The organism is Rhodobacter sp. SGA-6-6 (assembly GCF_011043545.1).
GTDB lineage: Bacteria > Pseudomonadota > Alphaproteobacteria > Rhodobacterales > Rhodobacteraceae > Pseudogemmobacter.
On the sequence record NZ_JAAKGP010000017.1, the window covers coordinates 31,206 to 51,093 of the forward strand.

Annotated in this window: 16 protein-coding genes; 9 read left to right on the forward strand and 7 right to left on the reverse strand. The window is 68.8% G+C overall.

Annotated elements, in window-relative coordinates:
- Positions 1-97: 97 nt before the first annotated feature.
- From G5B31_RS19075 to G5B31_RS19100, 6 genes are all read left to right on the forward strand, one after another.
- Entirely contained in the window at positions 98-3,472 is a 3,375-nt protein-coding gene (locus tag G5B31_RS19075; RefSeq protein ID WP_165019799.1) for a hypothetical protein, read from the forward strand.
- A 13-nt stretch (positions 3,473-3,485) separates the two neighbouring features.
- Positions 3,486-4,529: a tRNA preQ1(34) S-adenosylmethionine ribosyltransferase-isomerase QueA gene (gene queA, locus G5B31_RS19080; protein ID WP_165019800.1), complete on the forward strand. Its 1,044-nt coding sequence runs from the start codon at positions 3,486-3,488 to the stop codon at positions 4,527-4,529.
- 1 nt (position 4,530) lies between these two features.
- Entirely contained in the window at positions 4,531-5,856 is a 1,326-nt protein-coding gene (locus G5B31_RS19085) for an MFS transporter (RefSeq protein ID WP_165019801.1), read from the forward strand.
- A gap of 53 nt (positions 5,857-5,909) precedes the next feature.
- On the forward strand, positions 5,910-6,476 hold the full coding sequence (locus G5B31_RS19090; RefSeq protein ID WP_165019802.1) for a DUF924 family protein: 567 nt from the start codon (positions 5,910-5,912) through the stop codon (positions 6,474-6,476).
- A 95-nt stretch (positions 6,477-6,571) separates the two neighbouring features.
- Positions 6,572-7,969, forward strand: coding sequence for a dihydrolipoyl dehydrogenase (gene lpdA / locus G5B31_RS19095; protein ID WP_165019803.1), 1,398 nt, complete (start codon positions 6,572-6,574; stop codon positions 7,967-7,969).
- Between the two features lie 72 nt (positions 7,970-8,041).
- Positions 8,042-9,196, forward strand: a complete 1,155-nt coding sequence (locus G5B31_RS19100; RefSeq protein WP_240904495.1) for an MFS transporter — start codon at positions 8,042-8,044, stop codon at positions 9,194-9,196.
- On the opposite strand, the gene G5B31_RS19105 is transcribed toward G5B31_RS19100, so the two are convergent.
- The gene (locus tag G5B31_RS19105) at positions 9,178-9,534 is read right to left on the reverse strand and encodes a rhodanese-like domain-containing protein (RefSeq protein ID WP_165019805.1); all 357 of its coding nucleotides are present in this window, start codon (positions 9,532-9,534) and stop codon (positions 9,178-9,180) included. The genes G5B31_RS19100 and G5B31_RS19105 overlap by 19 nt on opposite strands.
- A gap of 143 nt (positions 9,535-9,677) precedes the next feature.
- On the opposite strand from G5B31_RS19105, the gene uvrA reads away from it, so the two are divergent.
- Positions 9,678-12,530 (forward strand): excinuclease ABC subunit UvrA, encoded by a 2,853-nt coding sequence (uvrA, locus tag G5B31_RS19110; protein WP_165019806.1) that lies wholly within the window; start codon positions 9,678-9,680, stop codon positions 12,528-12,530.
- 70 nt (positions 12,531-12,600) lie between these two features.
- Here uvrA and typA read toward each other — a convergent pair whose 3' ends face one another.
- From typA to G5B31_RS19140, 6 genes are all read right to left on the reverse strand, one after another.
- Positions 12,601-14,418: a translational GTPase TypA gene (typA, locus tag G5B31_RS19115; RefSeq protein ID WP_165019807.1), complete on the reverse strand. Its 1,818-nt coding sequence runs from the start codon at positions 14,416-14,418 to the stop codon at positions 12,601-12,603.
- 78 nt (positions 14,419-14,496) lie between these two features.
- Complete coding sequence (locus G5B31_RS19120) at positions 14,497-15,099, reverse strand: YitT family protein (protein ID WP_165019808.1); 603 nt, start codon at positions 15,097-15,099, stop codon at positions 14,497-14,499.
- 122 nt (positions 15,100-15,221) lie between these two features.
- Positions 15,222-16,436 (reverse strand): NADP-dependent isocitrate dehydrogenase, encoded by a 1,215-nt coding sequence (locus tag G5B31_RS19125; protein WP_165019809.1) that lies wholly within the window; start codon positions 16,434-16,436, stop codon positions 15,222-15,224.
- Between the two features lie 158 nt (positions 16,437-16,594).
- Positions 16,595-17,185: an HD family hydrolase gene (locus G5B31_RS19130; protein WP_165019810.1), complete on the reverse strand. Its 591-nt coding sequence runs from the start codon at positions 17,183-17,185 to the stop codon at positions 16,595-16,597.
- A 1-nt stretch (position 17,186) separates the two neighbouring features.
- Complete coding sequence (locus G5B31_RS19135) at positions 17,187-17,450, reverse strand: hypothetical protein (RefSeq protein WP_165019811.1); 264 nt, start codon at positions 17,448-17,450, stop codon at positions 17,187-17,189.
- On the reverse strand, positions 17,450-18,109 hold the full coding sequence (locus tag G5B31_RS19140; protein ID WP_165019812.1) for an alpha/beta hydrolase: 660 nt from the start codon (positions 18,107-18,109) through the stop codon (positions 17,450-17,452). The genes G5B31_RS19135 and G5B31_RS19140 overlap by 1 nt, the downstream gene beginning before the upstream one ends.
- A gap of 183 nt (positions 18,110-18,292) precedes the next feature.
- Between G5B31_RS19140 and G5B31_RS19145 the strand changes: the two genes are divergently transcribed.
- Both G5B31_RS19145 and G5B31_RS19150 read left to right on the forward strand, forming a co-directional pair.
- Positions 18,293-18,754 carry an Rrf2 family transcriptional regulator gene (locus G5B31_RS19145; protein WP_165019813.1) on the forward strand — a complete coding sequence of 154 codons (462 nt, stop codon included), beginning with the start codon at positions 18,293-18,295 and terminating at the stop codon, positions 18,752-18,754.
- Positions 18,755-18,837: 83 nt separating this feature from the next.
- Positions 18,838-19,884, forward strand: a complete 1,047-nt coding sequence (locus G5B31_RS19150) for an aminotransferase class V-fold PLP-dependent enzyme (RefSeq protein WP_346763936.1) — start codon at positions 18,838-18,840, stop codon at positions 19,882-19,884.
- Positions 19,885-19,888: the final 4 nt, after the last annotated feature.

The following is a 19,888-nucleotide window of genomic DNA, read 5'->3' on the forward strand; positions in this document are numbered from 1 at the left end:
AAGGCGGAAGGCCGGGCTTGGTGTTCTTGTTGCCTTCCGGCAGAGTTGAAGGCAAGGGGCAGGCGCCTGCGGCAAGACGGGCACGGAATTGAGGCACATGGCCGATCTGGCTGAGGGCATGGAAGACCGGAGCGAACCGGAGGCCGCGGCATCGCCGCGCCGCCGGCTGCCGCGGCTGCGCCGGCGCCACCGGCCCCGGCTGGGCCTGCGGCTGGTGCTGGCGCTGCTGGTGATCGCGCTGGCCCTCGGGATTTGCGGCATGGCGCTGACCGGGCGCAGCCTCGGCCTGCCGGTCTGGGCTGTGGCCGAGGCCGAGGCGCGGCTGAACCGGGCCTTGCAGGACAACAGCCACCTGCCCGAGGGCGCGGCCGTCGCGCTCGGCGATATCGAGGTGGCGCTGGACCGCGACTTCACCCCGCGCTTCCGCCTGCTGGACCTGCGGCTGATCGAGCCGGAGGGGCGGTCGATCCTCGCCCTGCCGGAACTGGCGGTGGCGCTGGACCCCGGGGCGCTGCTGCGCGGGCAACTGCGCCCGGCCTCCGTCCGCCTGCTGGGGGCGCAGCTGGAGGCGGTGCGCGACGAGGAGGGGCGGATCGGCCTGTCCATCGGCGGGATTTCCGGCGCGCAGCAGCCGCAGTCGCTGGCCGCGGTGCTGGACGCGCTGGACCGGATGTTCTCCACCCCCGCGCTGGAGGGGCTGCGGCTGATCGAGGCCGAGGCGCTGACGCTGACGCTGAAGGACGCCCGCGCCGGGCGGGAATGGCAGCTGGGGGACGGCCGGCTGATCCTGGAGAACCGGCCCGAGGGGCTGGCGGCGGAACTGGGGGTGACACTCTTGGACGGCGAGACCCCGGCTTCGGCCCGGATGACGATCGAGACCGAGAAGGCGACCTCGGCCGCGCGGCTGCTGGCCAACCTGGACCAGATGGCGGCGGCCGACCTTGCCGCGCAGGCGCCGCCGCTGGCGGTGCTGGGGCTCCTGGAGGCGCCGATCTCCGGCCGGATGATCGGCGAGCTGGACGCGGAGGGGCGGCTGAAGGGATTCGAGGGCGCGCTGTCGCTGGGGGCCGGCGTGGTGCGGCCCGCGCCCGAGGCGGCGCCGGTGGCCTTCGACCGCGCCGGCATCGCGCTGCGCTACGACCCGGCGCGACAGCGGATCACGCTGGGCAGCCTGCGGGTGGAAAGCGCCTCGCTGCGGCTGCGCGCGCGGGGATCGGCCGAGTTGCAGGACGGCAAGGGCGGGCTGGCGGCGCCGGGGCAGATGCCGGCGGCGGTGGTGGGGCAGCTGGCCTTCTCCGAGGTGATGGTGGACCCGGAGGGGCTGTTCGAGGAACCCGTCCGCTTCGACACCGGCGCGCTGGCGATGCGGGTCACGCTGTCGCCGTTCCGGGCCGAGATCGGCCAGCTGTCGCTGGGCGAGGGCGAGGGCCAGTTGCGGCTGACCGGCGACATGGCGGCGGGGCAGGGCGGCTGGCGCGGCGGCGTGGACGTGGGGCTGGACCGGATCGACGCCGACCGGCTGCTGAAACTCTGGCCGGTCTCGGTGGTGCCGAAGACCCGCAGATGGCTGGCCGCCAACGTCGGCCAGGCCGAGTTCCGCGATTTCGACGCCAGCCTGCGGCTGGAACCGGGGCAGGAGCCGCGTTTCGCGCTGGACTACAGCTTCGACGGCGCCGAGGTCCGCTTCATCCGCACCCTGCCGCCGGTGCAGGACGGCACCGGGCGGGCGGTGATCTTCGGCAATGCCTATACCGTGGCGCTGGAAAGCGGCCATGTCACCGCGCCGGACGGCGGCCGGATCGACGCCGCCGGCTCGGTCATGCTGGTGCCGGACATCACCCATATCCCGGCGCAGGCGGAGGTGACGCTGGTCACCCGGTCGTCGCTGACCGCGGCGCTGTCGCTCCTGGATCAGGAGCCGTTCCGCTTCCTGACCAAGGCCGGGCGGCCGGTGGACCTGGGCGAGGGGCGGGCGGAGATCACCTCGCGGCTGAACTTCCCGCTGAAGGAGAAGATCGGCGTCGGCGACGTGTCCTATACGGTGACGGGCCTCGTCCGCGATTTCCGGTCGACCGTGCTGGTGCCGGGCAAGGCGCTGGCGCTGCCGGAGATGGCGGTGAAGGTGACGCCCGCCGGAATGGAACTGGCGGGCAGGGGCAAGCTGGACGAACTGCCCTTCGACGCGACCTTCCGCCAGCCTTTCGGCGCCGAGGCCGGGGGGCGGGCGACGGCCAGCGCGAAGGTCTGGCTGACCGATGCAAGACTGCGCGGCTTCGGCATCGCCCTGCCCGAAGGGTGGCTGTCGGGCGAGGCGGTGGCCGAGGTGGAGATGGACATCCCCAAGGGCGCGCCGCTGTCGCTGGAGCTGACCTCCGCGCTGGCGGGGGCGGGGCTGAAGGTGCCCCCCTTGGGCTGGTCGAAGCCGGCCAAGGCCAAGGCCAGCCTGACGCTGTCGGCCCGGCTGGGCGAGCGGCCGGAAGTGACCGCGCTGCGGCTGGATGCGCCGGGGCTCTTGGCCGAGGGGCGGCTGACCACCGCCCCGGGCGGCGGGCTGGAACGGGCCAGCTTCTCGCGGCTGGAGGCGGGCAACTGGCTGGCGGCCCGGGTCGATCTGGTCGGCCGCGGCAAGGCCCGGGCGCCGGCGGTGGAGATCGGCGGCGGCACCCTGAACCTGCCGCTGATGCCGAAGACCGCCGGCGGCGGCGAGGGCGACGGGGCCGAGATGAAGGTGGCGCTGGACCGGCTGGTGGTCTCCTCCTCCGTCGCGCTGACCGATTTCCGCGGCGCCTTCAAGGCGCTGAAGGGCGGGCTGGACGGCCGCTTCACCGCAGCGGTCAACGGCCGCGGCGGGGTTGAGGGCGCGGTGGTGCCCGACCGCGGGCGCACGGCGGTGCGGATCACCTCGGGCAATGCCGGCACGGTGATGGCGGCGGCGGGGGTGTTCAGGAACGGCCGCGGCGGCACGCTGGACCTGACGCTTTCCCCGCGCGGGCCCGAGGGGCAATATGTCGGCAACGCCAGCTTCACCCGGCTGTCGGTGCAGGAGGCCCCGGCGCTGGCGGCGCTGCTGTCGGCGATCTCGGTCGTCGGCCTCCTGGAGCAGATGAACGGGCAGGGGCTGATGTTCGACGAGGGCGACGTGGAATTCGTGCTGTCCTCGGCCGGGGTGCAGATCACCCGCGGCGCGGCGGTCGGCGCCTCGCTTGGCATTTCCTTCGAGGGCGCCTATTCCAGCGCCTCGGACAAGCTGGACCTGCAAGGCGTGATCTCTCCGGTCTATATCCTCAACGGCATCGGCCAGATCTTCGCGCCGCGGAAGGGCGAGGGGCTGTTCGGCTTTTCCTACCGGCTCAGCGGCCCGGCGGCGAATCCCTCGGTCAGCGTCAACCCGCTGTCGATCCTGACGCCCGGCATGTTCCGCGAGATCTTCCGCCGCCCGGCCCCGGTGGTGCGCAGGGCGCCGGGGGGATGAGGGCGGGAATGAGATGAAGCTGTCCGATTTCGACTTCGACCTGCCGGAGGCGCTGATCGCCACCCGCCCCGCCCGGCCACGGACGGCAGCGCGGCTGCTGCTGGCCGAGGGCGACGCGATCCGCGACCTGCATGTGCGCGATCTGGTGGAGGTGTTCCGGCCCGGCGATCTGCTGGTGCTGAACAACACCAGGGTGATCCCGGCGCGGCTGTTCGGCACCCGTGCGCGCGGCGAGGCGGTGGCGAAGGTGGAGGTCACGCTGCTGGAACCCGCGGCCGCGGGCGGCTGGCGGGCGCTGGCGAAGCCCCTGCGCAAGGTGAAGGAGGGCGAGGTGATCGTCTTCTCCGATCACCTCTCGGCCAGCGTGGCGGAAAAGGGCGAGGCCGACCTGCGGCTGGTGTTCGACCGCGAAGGCGAGGCCTTCGACGCGGCGCTGGCCGAGGCCGGCGCCATGCCGCTGCCGCCCTATATCGCCGCCAAGCGCCCGGCGGATGCGCAGGACCGGCAGGACTACCAGACCGTCTTCGCCCGCCATTCCGGCGCGGTGGCGGCCCCCACCGCCAGCCTGCACTTCGACCGCGACCTGCTGGAGGCGCTGGCGGCGAAGGGCGTGCGTTTCGCCGAAGTGACGCTGCATGTCGGCGCCGGCACCTTCCTGCCGGTGAAGGTGGAGGACGTGACCACCCACCGGATGCACGCCGAATGGGGGCAGGTGACGGCCGAGGCCGCCGCGCAGATCGACGCGGCGAAGCGGGCAGGGGGGCGGGTGATCCCCATCGGCACCACGGCGCTGCGGCTGATCGAATCGGCGGCGCGCGCCACCGGGCGGGTGGAGCCCTGGGAGGGGCCGACCGACATCTTCATCTACCCGGGCTTCGCCTTCCGGGTGACCGATGCGCTGATGACCAACTTCCACCTGCCGCGCTCGACGCTGCTGATGCTGGTCTCGGCGCTGATGGGCAAGGCGCGGGTCGACCGGATATACCGACATGCGGTGGAATCGGGCTATCGTTTCTTCAGCTACGGCGATGCCTCGCTGCTGATTCCGGAAGGGTGAGATGCTGAAAGTCTTCGTCCATGCCTGGCCGCTTCTGACCGGCGTCCTGCTTCTGATGGTCGGCAACGGGGTGCAGGGCTCGCTGCTCGGCATCCGCGGCACGCTGGAGGCCTTCAGCACGCTGGAACTGTCGGTCGTCATGTCGGCCTATTTCCTCGGCTTCCTGATCGGGTCGCGGCTGGCGCCGGGGATGATCCGGCGGGTCGGCCATGTGCGGGTCTTCGCCGCCCTCGGCTCGCTGATCTCCGCCGTTCTGGTGCTTTATCCGATGCTGGTGGAATGGCAGATCTGGGCCTTGATGCGGGTGATCATCGGCTTCGGCTTCGCCGGCATCTACATCACCGCCGAAAGCTGGCTGAACAACACCGCCACCAACGAGACCCGGGGGCAGGCGCTGTCGCTTTACATGATCGTGCAGATGCTGGGGATCGTGGCGTCGCAGGCGCTGCTGGCGGCGGGCGATCCCTTCGGCTACGACATGTTCCTGATCCCCTCGGTGCTGGTCTCGCTGGCCTTCCTGCCGATCCTGCTGGCCGACAGCCCCGCACCCACCTTCGATTCCACCGCCCGGCTCGGCTTCCGCGAGTTGTTCCAGATCTCGCCGCTCGGCTGCGTCGGGATGCTGATCTCGGGCGGCGTGTTCTCGGCGATGTTCGGCATGGCGGCGGTCTGGGGCACGCTGAGCCTGTTGAGCGTGAAGCAGATCGCGCTCTTCACCTCGGCGCTCTATGTCGGCGGGCTGTTGCTGCAATATCCGGTGGGCTGGTTCTCCGACCGCATCGACCGCCGCAAGATCATGCTCTGGCTGGCGGTGGCGGCCTCGGTCGTGCTGCTGGTGGCGACGGTCTTCGCGCTGCCGTTCTGGGCGCATCTGATCGTGGCGGCGCTTCTGGGCGGCGTCACCTATCCGATGTATTCGCTGCTGATCGCCTATACCAACGACTTCCTGTCGAAAGAGCAGATGGCCGCCGCCTCGGCCGGGCTGATCTTCCTGAACGGCTTCGGGGCGATCTTCGGGCCGCTGGTCACCGGCTGGCTGATGGGCGTGGTGGGGACGCGGGGGTTCTTCCTGTTCATCCTCCTGCTCTACGCTGCGCAGGTCGGCTATACCGTCTGGCGGATGGGCCGACGGGCGGCGCCCTCGGTCACCGGCGGCTTCCGCGGCGTGGCGCCGACCGCCTCGTCGCTGGCCACCGTCGCCGTGCTGGAAAGCGCGCCGGAGATCGGCCCCTCGCCCGAAACGCCGGAGGCGGCGGCCGAGGCGGCCGAGGCGCTGGCGATCCAGCCCGCTGCGCCGGCAGAAAACCCGCCCGGCGACAAAGCCTGAGGTTGCGCAGCCCGTCCCTGCCTGCCAGTCTGCCCTGAAAGCGGGAGATGGCGATGACCGATCCGGTGGCGGTTCTGGATTTCTGGCTGGACGAGATCGGCCCCGAGGGCTGGTATTCCGGCACCAAAGAAGTGGACGAGGCCTGCGCCGCGGGCTTCGCCGATCTGGTGACGGCGGCGCGCGAGGGCAATCTGGAGCACTGGATCGACGGGCCGGCGGGGACGCTGGCCTATCTGATCCTGACCGACCAGTTCCCGCGCAACATCCACCGCGGCACCGCGCTGGCCTTCGCCAGCGACATCCGTGCCCGCGCCGCCGCCCGCCGCGCGCTGGACGAGGGCTGGGACCGGCAGGTGCCGGAGCCGGAGCGGCAGTTCTTCTACATGCCGCTGGAGCATTCCGAGGACCGCGCCGACCAGGAGCTTGCGGTGAAGCTGATGGAAGAGCGGATGACCGATCCCGAGATGGTGCTGCACGCCCGCGCGCATCAGGAGATGATCCGGCGCTACGGCCGCTTCCCCGGCCGCAACGCCGCGCTCGGGCGCGAGAACAGCCCCGAGGAGGCGGAGTTCCTGGCCGCGGGCGGCTATCCGGCGCTGGTGCAGCAGATGCGGGGATAGCCATGCAAGATGCGCATAGGCCCCCGGCGCGGGATTTGTTGCTGGATTGAACCTGATGGTTTAAGGGTAAACCACTTTTTCCGAGGGAGGGAAGAATGGCCGGTCAGAGCTTCGACGTGGTGGTGGTGGGCGCGGGCCCCGGCGGTTATGTGGCGGCGATCCGCGCGGCCCAGCTTGGTCGATCCGTCGCCATCGTCGAGCGCGAGCATCTGGGCGGCATCTGCCTGAACTGGGGCTGCATCCCGACCAAGGCGCTGCTGCGCAGTGCCGAGGTCCTGCACCTGATGCACCGCGCCAAGGAATTCGGCCTGAAGGCGGAAGGCATCGGCTACGATCTGCCGGCCGTGGTGGCGCGGTCGCGCGCGGTGGCCAAGCAGCTGTCGGGCGGCATCGGCCATCTGATGAAGAAGAACAAGGTCACCGTCTTCATGGGCACCGCCACCCTGCCGAAAGCGGGCACGGTGGAGGTGAAGACCGACAAGGGCAGCGAGACCCTGACGGCGAAGAACGTGATCCTCGCCACCGGCGCCCGGGCGCGGGAACTGCCGGGGCTGGAGGCCGACGGCGATCTGGTCTGGTCCTACAAGCACGCGCTGGTGGCGTCGCGGATGCCGAAGAAGCTGCTGGTGATCGGCTCCGGCGCCATCGGCATCGAATTCGCCTCCTTCTTCAACACCCTCGGCGCCGAGACCACCGTGGTGGAAGTAATGGACCGCATCCTGCCGGTGGAGGATGCCGAGATTTCCGCCTTTGCGAAGAAGAGCTTTGTCAAGCAGGGGATGAAGATCCTCGAAAAGGCGGCGGTGAAGAAGCTGGACCGACACCCCGGCAAGGGCGTGACCGCGCATATCGAGGTGGGCGGCAAGGTCGAGACCCAGGAGTTCGACACCGTGATCTCGGCCGTCGGCATCGTCGGCAATGTCGAGGACCTCGGGCTGGAGGCTCTGGGGGTGAAGATCGACCGCACCCATGTGGTGACCGACGAATTCTGCCGCACCGGCGTGCCCGGGCTTTACGCCATCGGCGACATCGCCGGCGCGCCCTGGCTGGCGCACAAGGCCAGCCACGAGGGCGTCATGGTGGCCGAGCTGATCGCCGGCGGCCACCCGCATCCGATCAAGCCCGGCTCCATCGCCGGCTGCACCTATTGCCACCCGCAGGTCGCCAGCGTCGGCATGACCGAGGCCAAGGCCAAGGAGGCCGGGCATGAGGTCAAGGTCGGCCGCTTCCCCTTCATCGGCAACGGCAAGGCCATCGCCATGGGCGAGGCCGAGGGACTGGTGAAGACCGTCTTCGACGCCAAGACCGGGGAACTGCTGGGCGCCCACATGATCGGCGCCGAGGTCACCGAGATGATCCAGGGCTATATCGTCGGCCGCACGCTGGAGACCACCGAGGCGGAATTGATGGAAACCGTCTTCCCGCATCCCACCATGTCGGAGATGATGCACGAGGCGGTGCTGGACGCCTATGGCCGCGCGCTGCACATCTGACGGGAGGGCGTGACGGGACTGGCGCGCAAGGGCCGCCTCGGCTAGCACTGGCGGATGCGCGCCTTGCCCCCCATGATCCTTGTCGTCCTGCTCTGGTGCGCCGGCCTTGGCGCCGCGGCGCAATTCGGCAAGATCTCGGTGATCTACGAGGATCTGCGCGCGCTTTACGGCGGGCAGGGCGAGATGGCGCTCGGCCTCGTCGTCTCGGTCGTCGGCATCGTCGGGCTGGTCTTCGGCACCACCGCCGGGCTGATCGTCGCCCGCATCGGCCCGAAACGCGCCATCGTTTCCGCCATGGCGCTCGGCGCGCTGGTCTCGGCGGTGGAGGCCATGCTGCCCGGCTGGCCGCTGATGATCCTGGCCCGGGTGGCGGAGGGGGTGTCGCACCTGACCATCGTCGTGGTCGGCCCGGTGATGATCGCCGGCCTCGCGCCCGAGCCGAAGCGGCCCTTCGCCATGACGCTGTGGTCCTCGTTCTTCGGCGTCACCTATGCGGTGCTGGCGCTGGTCGCCCCGCCGGTGCTGGCCTGGGGCGGAATCCCCGGCCTGTTCCTGGGCCATGCCGTCTGGATGGCGGTTCTGGCCGCGGTGCTGGCGCTGGTGCTGCCCGCGGATGATGCGGCCATACCCCGGCGTATCCACAATATCCTGTCCGAACACCTGCGCATCTATGCCTCGCCGCGGCTGGCCGCCCCCGCCATGGGCTTCTGCTTCTACACCTTCCTCTACGTCGCCTGCCTGACCCTGCTGCCGCCGGAGACGCCCCTGGCGCAGCGGGCGCTGATGGCGACCGGGATGCCGCTGATCTCCATCGCGGTCTCGCTGACCCTCGGCGTCCGCCTGCTCGGCCGGATGTCGGCGGTGCGGCTGGTGCAATGGGGCTATGCCGCCGCCATCCCCGGCTTCCTGCTGCTCTGGCTGGGATGGGGGCAGGGAATGGCGATGCTGGCCGGCGGGCTCTGGCTCTCCGCCGCGCTCGGCATCGTGCAGGGCGCCAGCTTCGCCTCGATCCCCGAGCTGAACGCCGCCGCCGAGGACCGCGCCGCGGCGGCCGGGGCCATCGCCCAGCTGGGCAACCTCGGCACCACCACCGGCACGCCGGTGCTGGCCGCGGTGCTGGCGGGGGCCGGGCCGGGGGTGATGGCGGTTCTCGCCGCGCTGTTCTGCGGGCTCGGCATCGCCGTCCACCGCCTGCAGGCGCGCCGCCGTCAGATCCTTTCGACCTGACCGCCGGCGGCCTGCCAGTCGCGCAGCCCGCCGATGTTCCAGACCGTCTCGTAGCCCATCCGCCGCAGCACCTGTGCCGCCATGCCCGACCGCCCGCCCGAGGCGCAATAGACCGCGACCGGCCGCCCCGGCGCCAGCAGCGCATCCGGCGCCAGCGGGTCGGCCTTCACCGGCAGGACCGCCAGCGGAATCGCCAGCGCGCCGCTGGCCTTGCCGGTGGCGCGGATTTCCCCGGCCTCGCGCACGTCGACCAGCGCGATCCGGCCCGCGGCGACGCCGGCCACGATCTCGGCCAGCGGCGGGGTCTGGCCCTGCGCCCTGCGAAGGAAGTTGAACATCGAGACCTCCGTTGCTGTCGGGCGATTCATATCTATATTCTGGAATATGTAAAGCACTTGCGTGTTCCCGCTGTGTTCTCAATATCCGGTTGGATACGGCAGCGAATTGCCCTATCTGTAGGGCGTATGTCGCGGGGCGGACCATGGCGGAACAGAAGTTCATCGAAGTGCGCGGCGCGCGCGAACACAATCTGAAGAATGTCGACCTGGACATCCCGCGCGACCGGCTGGTGGTGATCACCGGGCTTTCCGGCAGCGGCAAGTCCAGCCTCGCCTTCGACACCATCTATGCCGAGGGGCAGCGCCGCTATGTGGAATCGCTGTCGGCCTATGCCCGGCAGTTCCTCGACATGATGGGCAAGCCGGACGTGGACCATATCTCCGGCCTGTCGCCGGCGATCTCCATCGAGCAGAAGACCACCTCGAAGAACCCGCGCTCGACCGTCGGCACGGTGACCGAGATCTACGACTACCTGCGGCTGCTTTTCGCCCGCACCGGCACGCCCTATTCGCCGGCGACCGGGCTACCGATCACCGCGATGCAGGTGCAGGACATGGTGGATGCGGTGATGGCGATGCCGGAAGGCACCCGCGCCTATCTGCTGGCTCCCATCGTCCGCGACCGCAAGGGCGAATACAAGAAGGAATTTCTTGAGCTCAGGAAGCAGGGCTTCCAGCGGGTGAAGGTCAACGGCACCTTCTATGAGCTGGAAGAGCCGCCGACCCTCGACAAAAAATTCCGCCACAACATCGACGTGGTGGTGGACCGGATCGTGGTGCGCGACGGCATCCAGACCCGGCTGGCCGACAGCTTCCGCACCGCGCTGAACCTGGCCGACGGCATCGCGGTGATCGAGACCGCCGACGAAGGGGCGGAGCGCACCACCTATTCCGAGAAATTCGCCTGCCCGGTCAGCGGCTTCACCATCGCCGAGATCGAGCCGCGGCTCTTTTCCTTCAACGCCCCCTTCGGCGCCTGCCCGGAGTGCGACGGGCTGGGGGTGGAGCTCTTCTTCGACGAGCGGCTGATCGTCCCCGACCAGGGCCTGTCGATCGCGCAGGGCGCGCTGGCCCCCTGGGCCAAGTCGAAATCGCCCTACCTGACCCAGACGATGGACGCGCTGGCGCGGCACTACGGCTTCGACAAGAAGACCAAATGGCGCGACCTGCCGGAAAGCGTGCACGAGCTTTTCCTTTACGGATCGAAGGGCCAGGAGATCGACTTCGCCTATGACGAGGGCGGCCGCAGCTACAAGGTCCGCCGCGTCTTCGAGGGCATCATCCCCAACATGGAGCGCCGCTACCGCGAGACCGACAGCGCCTGGAGCCGCGAGGACATGGAGCGCTTCCAGGGCCACCGCGACTGCCACGCCTGCGGCGGCTATCGCCTGCGGCCCGAAGCGCTGGCGGTGAAGATCGGCGGGCTGCACATCGGCCAGGTGGTGCGGATGTCGATCCGCGAGGCGCATGACTGGGTGGGAACCGTCCCCGCCGCGCTGACCGGCCAGCAGAACGAGATCGCCCGCGCGATCCTGAAGGAAATCCGCGAAAGGCTTGGATTCCTTGTCAATGTCGGCCTCGACTACCTGACGATGAGCCGCAATGCCGGCACGCTTTCCGGTGGCGAGAGCCAGCGCATCCGGCTGGCGTCGCAGATCGGCTCCGGCCTGACCGGGGTGCTTTACGTGCTGGACGAGCCCTCCATCGGCCTGCACCAGCGCGACAACGACCGGCTCCTGACCACGCTGAAGAACCTGCGCGACCAGGGCAACACCGTGCTGGTGGTGGAGCATGACGAGGATGCGATCCGCGAGGCGGATTATGTCTTCGACATCGGCCCGGGCGCCGGGGTGCATGGCGGCCAGATCATCTCCCGCGGCACCCCGGGCGAGATCGCCGCCGATCCGGCCAGCCTGACCGGGCAATACCTGTCCGGCCGGCGCGAGATTCCGGTGCCGAAGGTCCGGCGCAGCGGCAGCGGAAAAAAGCTCACGGTAGTGGGGGCTTCGGGGAACAACCTCAAGCAGGTGACGGCGGAGTTCCCGCTGGGAAAATTCGTCTGCGTCACCGGGGTGTCGGGCGGCGGCAAGTCGACGCTGACCATCGAGACGCTCTACAAGACCGCCGCCATGCGGCTGAACGGCGCCCATGAGACGCCGGCGCCCTGCGAGACCATCAAGGGCTTCGAGCATCTGGACAAGGTGATCGACATCGACCAGCGCCCCATCGGCCGGACTCCGCGTTCGAACCCGGCCACTTACACCGGGGCCTTCACGCCGATCCGCGACTGGTTCGCCGGCCTGCCGGAAAGCAAGGCGCGCGGCTACGGGCCGGGGCGGTTCTCCTTCAACGTCAAGGGCGGGCGCTGCGAGGCCTGCCAGGGCGATGGCGTCATCAAGATCGAGATGCACTTCCTGCCCGACGTCTATGTCACCTGCGAGACCTGCAAGGGCCATCGCTACAACCGCGAGACGCTGGAAATCAGGTTCAAGAACAAGAGCATCGCCGATGTTCTTGACATGACCTGCGAGGATGCGCGCGACTTCTTCTCCGCCGTGCCCGGCATCCGCGAGAAGATGGATGCGCTCTGCGAGGTGGGCCTGGGCTACATCAAGGTCGGCCAGCAGGCGACCACGCTGTCGGGCGGCGAGGCGCAGAGGGTGAAGCTGTCGAAGGAACTGTCGCGCCGGGCGACGGGCCGCACGCTTTACATCCTGGACGAGCCGACCACCGGCCTGCATTTCGAGGACGTGAGGAAACTTCTGGAAGTGCTTCATTCCCTTGTCGATCAGGGGAATACCGTGGTGGTGATCGAGCACAATCTGGACGTGATCAAGACCGCGGACTGGATCATCGACATCGGGCCGGAGGGCGGCGACGGCGGCGGGCGGATCGTGGCGGCGGGCACGCCGGAAGAGATTGCCCGGGTCGAGGCCAGCCATACCGGGCGCTATCTGGGGCCGATGCTGAAGGCGAAGAAGGTGGCGGCGGAATAGGCGGCTCTTCGGCGCCTTCGGCCCTCATCGCGGGATGCCGCGACGACAAGCCGAAGGCGCCGGAGGAGCCCTATTCGCTGCGCGAGGCCCGCTTGCGTTCGTGCGGGTCGAGTTCGCGCTTGCGCAGGCGGATGATCTTCGGCGTCACTTCCACCAGTTCGTCGTCGTCGATATAGGCGATGGCCTCTTCCAGGCTCATCTTCACATGCGGGGTCAGCCGCACCGCCTCGTCGGTGCCGGAGGCACGGACGTTGGTCAGCTTCTTGCCCTTCAGCGGGTTGACCTCAAGATCGTTGTCGCGGGAATGCTCGCCGATGATCATGCCGGTGTAGACCTGTTCCTGCGGGCCGATGAACATCCGGCCGCGGTCCTCCAGGTTCCACAATGCATAGGCCACGGAAACCCCGGCCTCGGTCGAGATCAGCACGCCCTGCCTACGCCCCTGTATGGTGCCCTTGTAGGGGGTCCAGCCGTGGAAGATGCGGTTCAGCACGCCGGTGCCGCGGGTGTCGGTCAGGAACTGGCCGTGGTAGCCGATCAGCCCGCGCGAGGGGACATGGGCGATGATCCGGGTCTTGCCGACGCCGGCGGGGCGCATCTCCACCAGGTCGCCCTTGCGCTCTCCGGTCAGCTTGTCGATCACGGTGCCGGAGAATTCGTCGTCGACATCGACGATGACCTCCTCCACCGGCTCCATCCGCTGGCCGTCTTCCTCGCGCATGATCACCCGGGGGCGGCTGATCGACAGCTCGAAGCCCTCGCGGCGCATGTTCTCGATCAGGACGCCCATCTGGAGTTCGCCGCGGCCCGAGACCTCGAAGGCCTCGCCGCCCGGGGTGTCGGCGATCTTGATCGCCACGTTCTGCTCGGCCTCCTTCATCAGCCGGTCGCGGATGACGCGGGACTGCACCTTGGTGCCGTCGCGGCCCGCCAGCGGCGAGTCGTTGATGCCGAAGGTGACGGTGATCGTCGGCGGGTCGATCGGCTGCGCGGGCAGCGCGGTGTCCACCTCCAGCGCGCAGAGGGTGTCGGCCACGGTGGCCTTGGTCATGCCGGCCAGGGTGACGATGTCGCCCGCCACCGCCTCGTCGATCGGGGCCTGCGAGAGGCCGCGGAAGGCGAGGATCTTGGTCACCCGGAACTGCTCGATCCGCTCGCCGTCGCGCGACAGCGCTTTCAGCGCGGTGCCGGTGGCGATGCGGCCGGATTCGACCCGGCCGGTGAGGATGCGGCCGAGGTAGGGATCGGCGGAGAGCGTGGTCGCCAGCATCCGGAACGGCTCTTCGACCTGGGCGATCTGCTTCGGCGCCGGCACATGGCGCAGGATCAGGTCGAACAGCGCCGACAGGTCCTTGCGCGGGCCGTCGAGGTCCATGTCGGCCCAGCCGGAGCGGCCGGAGGCGTAGACATGCGGGAAATCCAGCTGCTCGTCGCTGGCGCCGAGATTGGCGAAGAGATCGAAGACCTCGTTCAATGCGCGGTCGGGCTCGGCATCCGGCTTGTCGACCTTGTTCAGCACCACGATGGGCCGCAGGCCGAGGGCCAGCGCCTTGGCCAGCACGAATTTCGTCTGCGGCATCGGGCCTTCGGCGGCATCGACCAAGAGGCAGACGCCATCGACCATGTTGAGAATGCGTTCGACCTCGCCGCCGAAATCGGCGTGGCCGGGGGTGTCGACGATGTTGATCCGCGCGCCCTTCCATTCGACCGAGGTGGCCTTGGCCAGGATGGTGATGCCGCGCTCGCGCTCGATGTCGTTGCTGTCCATGGCGCGTTCGGTGACGGCCTGGCCCTCGCGGTAGGTGCCCGACTGTTTCAGGAGTTCGTCCACCAGCGTGGTCTTGCCGTGGTCGACGTGGGCGATGATCGCAATGTTGCGGAGTTCCATGGGTGTCCGGTTCGGAAAAGGGATGGCGCGCCTTACAGGGTTTTCCGGGCCGTGGCCAGAGGGGCTTGGCGGCGGGCGTCAGGCGGCGATGTAGCGGTCGCGGCGGTGGTTGACGGCGATGACCAGGTTCACCACCACCGCGCCGAGGAAGCTGACCGCCACGGTCTTCGCCGGCACCAGCAGGAAGGAGGCCGCGAACAGCACCGCGTCGAAGGCCAGCTGCACCCAGCCCGCCCGCCAGCCGAGCCGGTCCTGCAGCAGCAGCGCGACGATGCCGATGCCGCCGAGGCTGGCGCCGTGGCGGAACAGCGCCAGGAGGGCGGAGCCGGAGAGGAAGCCGAAGAGGACGGCGCCCACCCAGGGGTTCAGCGTGGCGAAGGAGACCTGTCCGGGCAGCCAGATGGACAGCAGCGACAACAGCGCCACGGCGAGGAAGGTCTTGACGGTGAAGCGCGCGCCCATCCGCAGCCAGCCGAGGATGTAGAAGGGCAGGTTGACCGCGAAGAACACCGGGCCGAAGCCCCATCCGGTGGCGTATGCGATCAGCACCGCAAGACCCGCGGTCTGGCCGGTGACCAGGCCGAGATGGGTCAGGATGGTGATGCCGAAGGCGGCCATGGTGGCGCCGTAGACCAGCCCCTGGGCATCCTCGGTCAGGCTGTGGCGGTCGGGCTCGGTCATGGCCCGGCGATTATCGCGCGGGACGAGCGGGCGGAAGGGGCAGGGGCTGCGACATAGCGGCCCGGAAAGGGAAGGGGCCGGAGGTTTCCCCCCGGCCCCCTTTTCCATACGGCGGCGCAGGGTCAGCCCGCCAGCGCCTTGTTCAGGTATTCGTCGACCTTTTCCAGATAGCCCATGGTGGTCAGCCATTTCTGGTCTGGCCCGACCAGCAGCGCCAGGTCCTTGGTCATGTAGCCGTCCTCCACCGTCTGGACGCAGACCCGCTCCAGCGTGGTGGCGAAGTTCAGCAGCGCCTCGTTGCCGTCCAGCTTGGCGCGGTGCTTCAGCCCGCCGGTCCAGGCGTAGATCGAGGCGATGGAGTTGGTCGAGGTCTCCTTGCCCTTCTGGTGCTCGCGGTAGTGGCGGGTGACGGTGCCGTGGGCAGCCTCGGCCTCCACCACCTTGCCGTCGGGCGTCATCAGCACCGAGGTCATCAGGCCGAGCGAACCGAAACCCTGCGCCACGGTGTCGGACTGCACGTCGCCGTCGTAGTTCTTGCAGGCCCAGATGTAGCCGCCCGACCATTTCAGCGCCGAGGCCACCATGTCGTCGATCAGCCGGTGTTCGTAATGGATGCCGGCCTTCTTGAACTGATCGGCGAATTCCTCGTCGTAGACCTGCTGGAACAGGTCCTTGAAGCGGCCGTCATAGGCCTTGAGGATGGTGTTCTTGGTCGACAGATACACCGGCCAGCCCTTGACCAGCCCGTAGTTGAACGAGGACCGGGCGAAGTCGATGATCGACTGGTCGAGGTTATACATCCCCATCGCCACGCCCGAGGCCGGGGCGTCGAACACGTCCTTCTCGATCACCGTGCCGTCCTCGCCGACGAATTTCATCGTCAGCTTGCCCTTGCCGGGGAAGCGGAAGTCGGTGGCGCGATACTGGTCGCCGAAGGCGTGGCGGCCGACGACGATGGGCTGGGTCCAGCCCGGCACCAGCCGGGGCACGTTGCGGCAGATGATCGGCTCGCGGAAGATCACCCCGCCGAGGATGTTGCGGATGGTGCCGTTGGGCGACTTCCACATCTGTTTCAGGCCGAACTCCTCCACCCGGGCTTCGTCCGGGGTGATGGTGGCGCATTTCACCGCGACGCCGACTTCTTTCGTCTTCTCGGCCGAGTCGATGGTGATCCGGTCGTTGGTGGCGTCGCGGGATTCGATGCCGAGATCGTAGTAGAGCAGGTCCACATCGAGATAGGGCAGGATCAGCTTCTTCTTGATGAAGTCCCAGATGATCCGGGTCATCTCGTCGCCGTCCATCTCGACGATGGGGTTGGCCACCTTGATCTTGGTCATGGGTCCGCCTTTCGGGTTCGGGATTCGCTGAGGGGGGTTCTAGCGGAAAGGTCGGCGCCGGGGAAGATGGTATGCGAAGGTATACCGAATTTGCCGCAGTGCTCCTCGTCGGCTTCGCCGCTCGTCGCCGACGAAAAGCCGGAGACGCTTGAGGGGGATCAGCCGAACCAGGGCCGGGCCTTTTCCTTCACCCAGTCCCACAGCGCCGGGGCGCCGCGGGCGATCTTGGTGCCGACGCGCGACTCGAGCTGGTCGAAGGTCACGTCATAGGTCGCCCAGGTGCCGCCGCCGGAAGCGAGGTTGGCCATCACCGGCTGCACCCGGTCGAGGCTCTTGGCGAAGCGGGCGTCGGGGGTCTCGGCCGCCTCGAACTCGTCCCAGAGGGCGCGGAAGCCGTCGCGCAGGTCGGGCGGCAGCAGGCCGAAGATGCGGTCGGCGGCGCGTTGCTCGGCGGCCACCGTCTCGGCGCTGGCATGGGCATGGCCGTTGGCCGAATGGATCGGCACGTCGCCGACGTCGATCTCGACCAGATCGTGCAGGAGCAGCATCCGGATCACCCGGTCGATCGAAACATCCGGGGGCGCATGGTCGGCCAGCACCAGGGCATAAAGCGCCAGATGCCAGGAATGCTCGCCCGAATTCTCGCGCCGCGACCCGTCGCAGAGCGTGGTGGCGCGGAGGACGGATTTCAGCCGGTCGGCCTCGTTCAGGAAGGCGAACTGGGCGTCGAGTCGGGCGCTTGCGCTCATCTCAATGGCCGGCGCTCAGGTCCCGCGGGGCATCCGGGGCCTTGGCGCCCTCGCGTTTGGCCTTCAGCGCCTTCACCAGGAAGTCGCGCCCGCGGCGTTCGGCCAGACGGATGCGGATGGAGGTCATGTAGGCCTCCTGCAGGGTGGGCGAGGCGGCCAGCAGCACCCGGCCGACCTGTTCGTAGAAAGTGTCGTCGCCAAGCTCCTGCTGGCTGTCCAGCACATCCTTCGCCAGCTGGTCGGCGAGGTCCTGGATGAAGGACATCAGCGGGTCCCTTCGCCCATGCGCCGGCGCACGTAGTCGCTGACGGTCTGGATCATCGGCTGCATATGGGCCTCTTCGTCCTTGAAGAAGTGGTCCGCGCCCTCGATCTCGGTATGGGTGATGGTGATGCCCTTCTGCTCGTGCAGCTTCGACACCAGCGTGCGGGTGTCCTTCGGCGGCGCCACCTTGTCCGCCGTGCCGTTGATGATCAGGCCGGAGGAGGGGCAGGGGGCGAGGAAGCTGAAATCGTAGATGTTGGCCGGAGGCGCGACGGAGACGAAGCCGGTGATCTCGGGCCGCCGCATCAGGAGCTGCATCCCGATCCAGGCGCCGAAGGAGAAGCCGGCGACCCAGCAATGCTTGGCGTTCTGGTTCATGCTTTGCAGGTAGTCCAGCGCCGAGGCCGCGTCCGACAATTCGCCGATCCCCTGGTCATATTCGCCCTGCGACCTTCCGACGCCGCGGAAGTTGAAGCGCAGCACGGTAAAGCCAAGGTTGTAGAAGGCGTAGTGCAGGTTGTAGACGACCTTGTTGTTCATCGTGCCGCCATAGGCGGGATGCGGATGCAGCACGATGGCGATGGGGGCGTCGCGGTCCTTCTGCGGGTGGTAGCGGCCTTCGAGACGGCCGTCGGGGCCGGCAAAGATGACTTCGGGCATGGGCCTCGCCTGTGTGTTCGCCTGTGTGTTCCGGGATCGGGCGTTTCTTGACGGTTTCGCCCGGCCAACTTAGAATGGTTCCAAAGTCCGCGTGCGGCCTTCGGGATCGGGGTTTGAGGTAATGGCCGGAATGTCCGGCGTCAATCGGTTTGCGCCCATACGGGGGCGGAGGGTGAGGCGGAGATGAAGCTTTCCACGAAGGGCCGCTATGCAATGGTCGCGCTGGCCGACCTTGCGATGGCGAAGGGCGACGACCTGGTCTCGCTGGCGGCGATCTCGAAGCGGCAGGACATATCGCTGCCCTATCTGGAGCAGCTGTTCGTCAAGCTGCGCCGGGCCGGGCTGGTCGAGGCGGTGCGCGGCCCGGGCGGCGGCTACAAGCTGGCGCGCAGCCCGGAGAGCATCCGGGTGTCGGAGGTGATGGAGGCGGTCGAGGAGACGGTCGACGCGATGCATTCCGGGGCAGGGGCCACCGGGGGCGTGTCGGGGTCGCGGGCGCAGAGCCTGACCAACCGGCTGTGGGAAAGCCTGTCGGCCAATGTCTATGTCTTCCTGCACCAGGTGCGGCTGTCGGATGTGGTGAAGAACGACCTGACCCCCTGCCCGGCGGTACCGAGCCTGTTCCGGGTGGTGGACGAGGACTGAAACGCGGCGCCTGCGGGCAGCGCCGGGGGTTTTGCACCCCCGGACCCCCGCAGGATATTTATGGACAGATGAAAGGGTTCCGGGTGTCGGAGCGGCTTTATCTCGACTGGAATGCCACCGCACCGCTGCGGCCCGAGGCAAGGGCGGCGATGGCGGCGGCGATGGATGTCGTCGGCAATCCGTCCTCGGTCCATGCCGAGGGGCGGGCCGCGAAGGCCCTGCTTGAGAAGGCGCGGGGGCAGGTGGCGGCGGCCCTTGGCGCCGAGGGGGCGGATGTCGTCTTCACCTCCGGCGCCACCGAGGCGGCGGCGCTGGCCTGCGCCGGGCGCGGGCTGGAATGCGCGGCGGTGGAGCACGAGGCGGTGGCGGCCTGGTGCGATCCGATGCTGGAGGCGGACCCTGCGGGGGCGGTGGCCGTCGCCATACCGGGGCGCACGGCGCTGCAATTGGCAAATTCCGAGACCGGGGTGGTGCAGGACCTGCCGCAGGGGCTGGCGGTGTCGGACCTGACCCAGGGCTTCGGCAAGCTGCCGCTGGCCTTCAACTGGCTGGGGTGCGACATGGGGCTGGTCTCGGCGCACAAGCTGGGCGGGCCGAAGGGCATCGGCGCGCTGGTGCTGCGGCAAGGCCTTGACGTGGCGGCACAATTGCGCGGCGGCGGGCAGGAGATGGGGCGGCGCGCCGGCACCGAGAACCTGATCGGCATCGCCGGTTTCGCCGCCGCGGCCGAGGCGGCGGCGCGGGATCTGGCGAACGGGGTCTGGGACGAAGTGTCCCAGATTAGAAATATTCTAGAATCAGCATTGTCGGCGCAGGCAAAGGGGACTATTTCGGTCGGGAAAGGTGCCCGGCGGCTGCCCAACACCCTGTGCCTGATCGCCCCCGGCTGGCGCGGCGAGACGCAGGTGATGGCGATGGATCTGGCGGGGTTCGCGGTCTCCGCGGGCTCGGCCTGCTCCAGCGGCAAGGTCCGCGCTTCGAAGGTGCTGCGGGCGATGGGGTTCGACGAGGCGCAGGCGGCCCAGGCCATCCGCATCTCGATCGGGCCGGGCGTGACGGAAGAAGATGTGCTGCGGTTCGCCGATGCGTGGTCCAAGGCCTATGGCCGGGCCCTGTCGCGGGCGGCGTGAGACG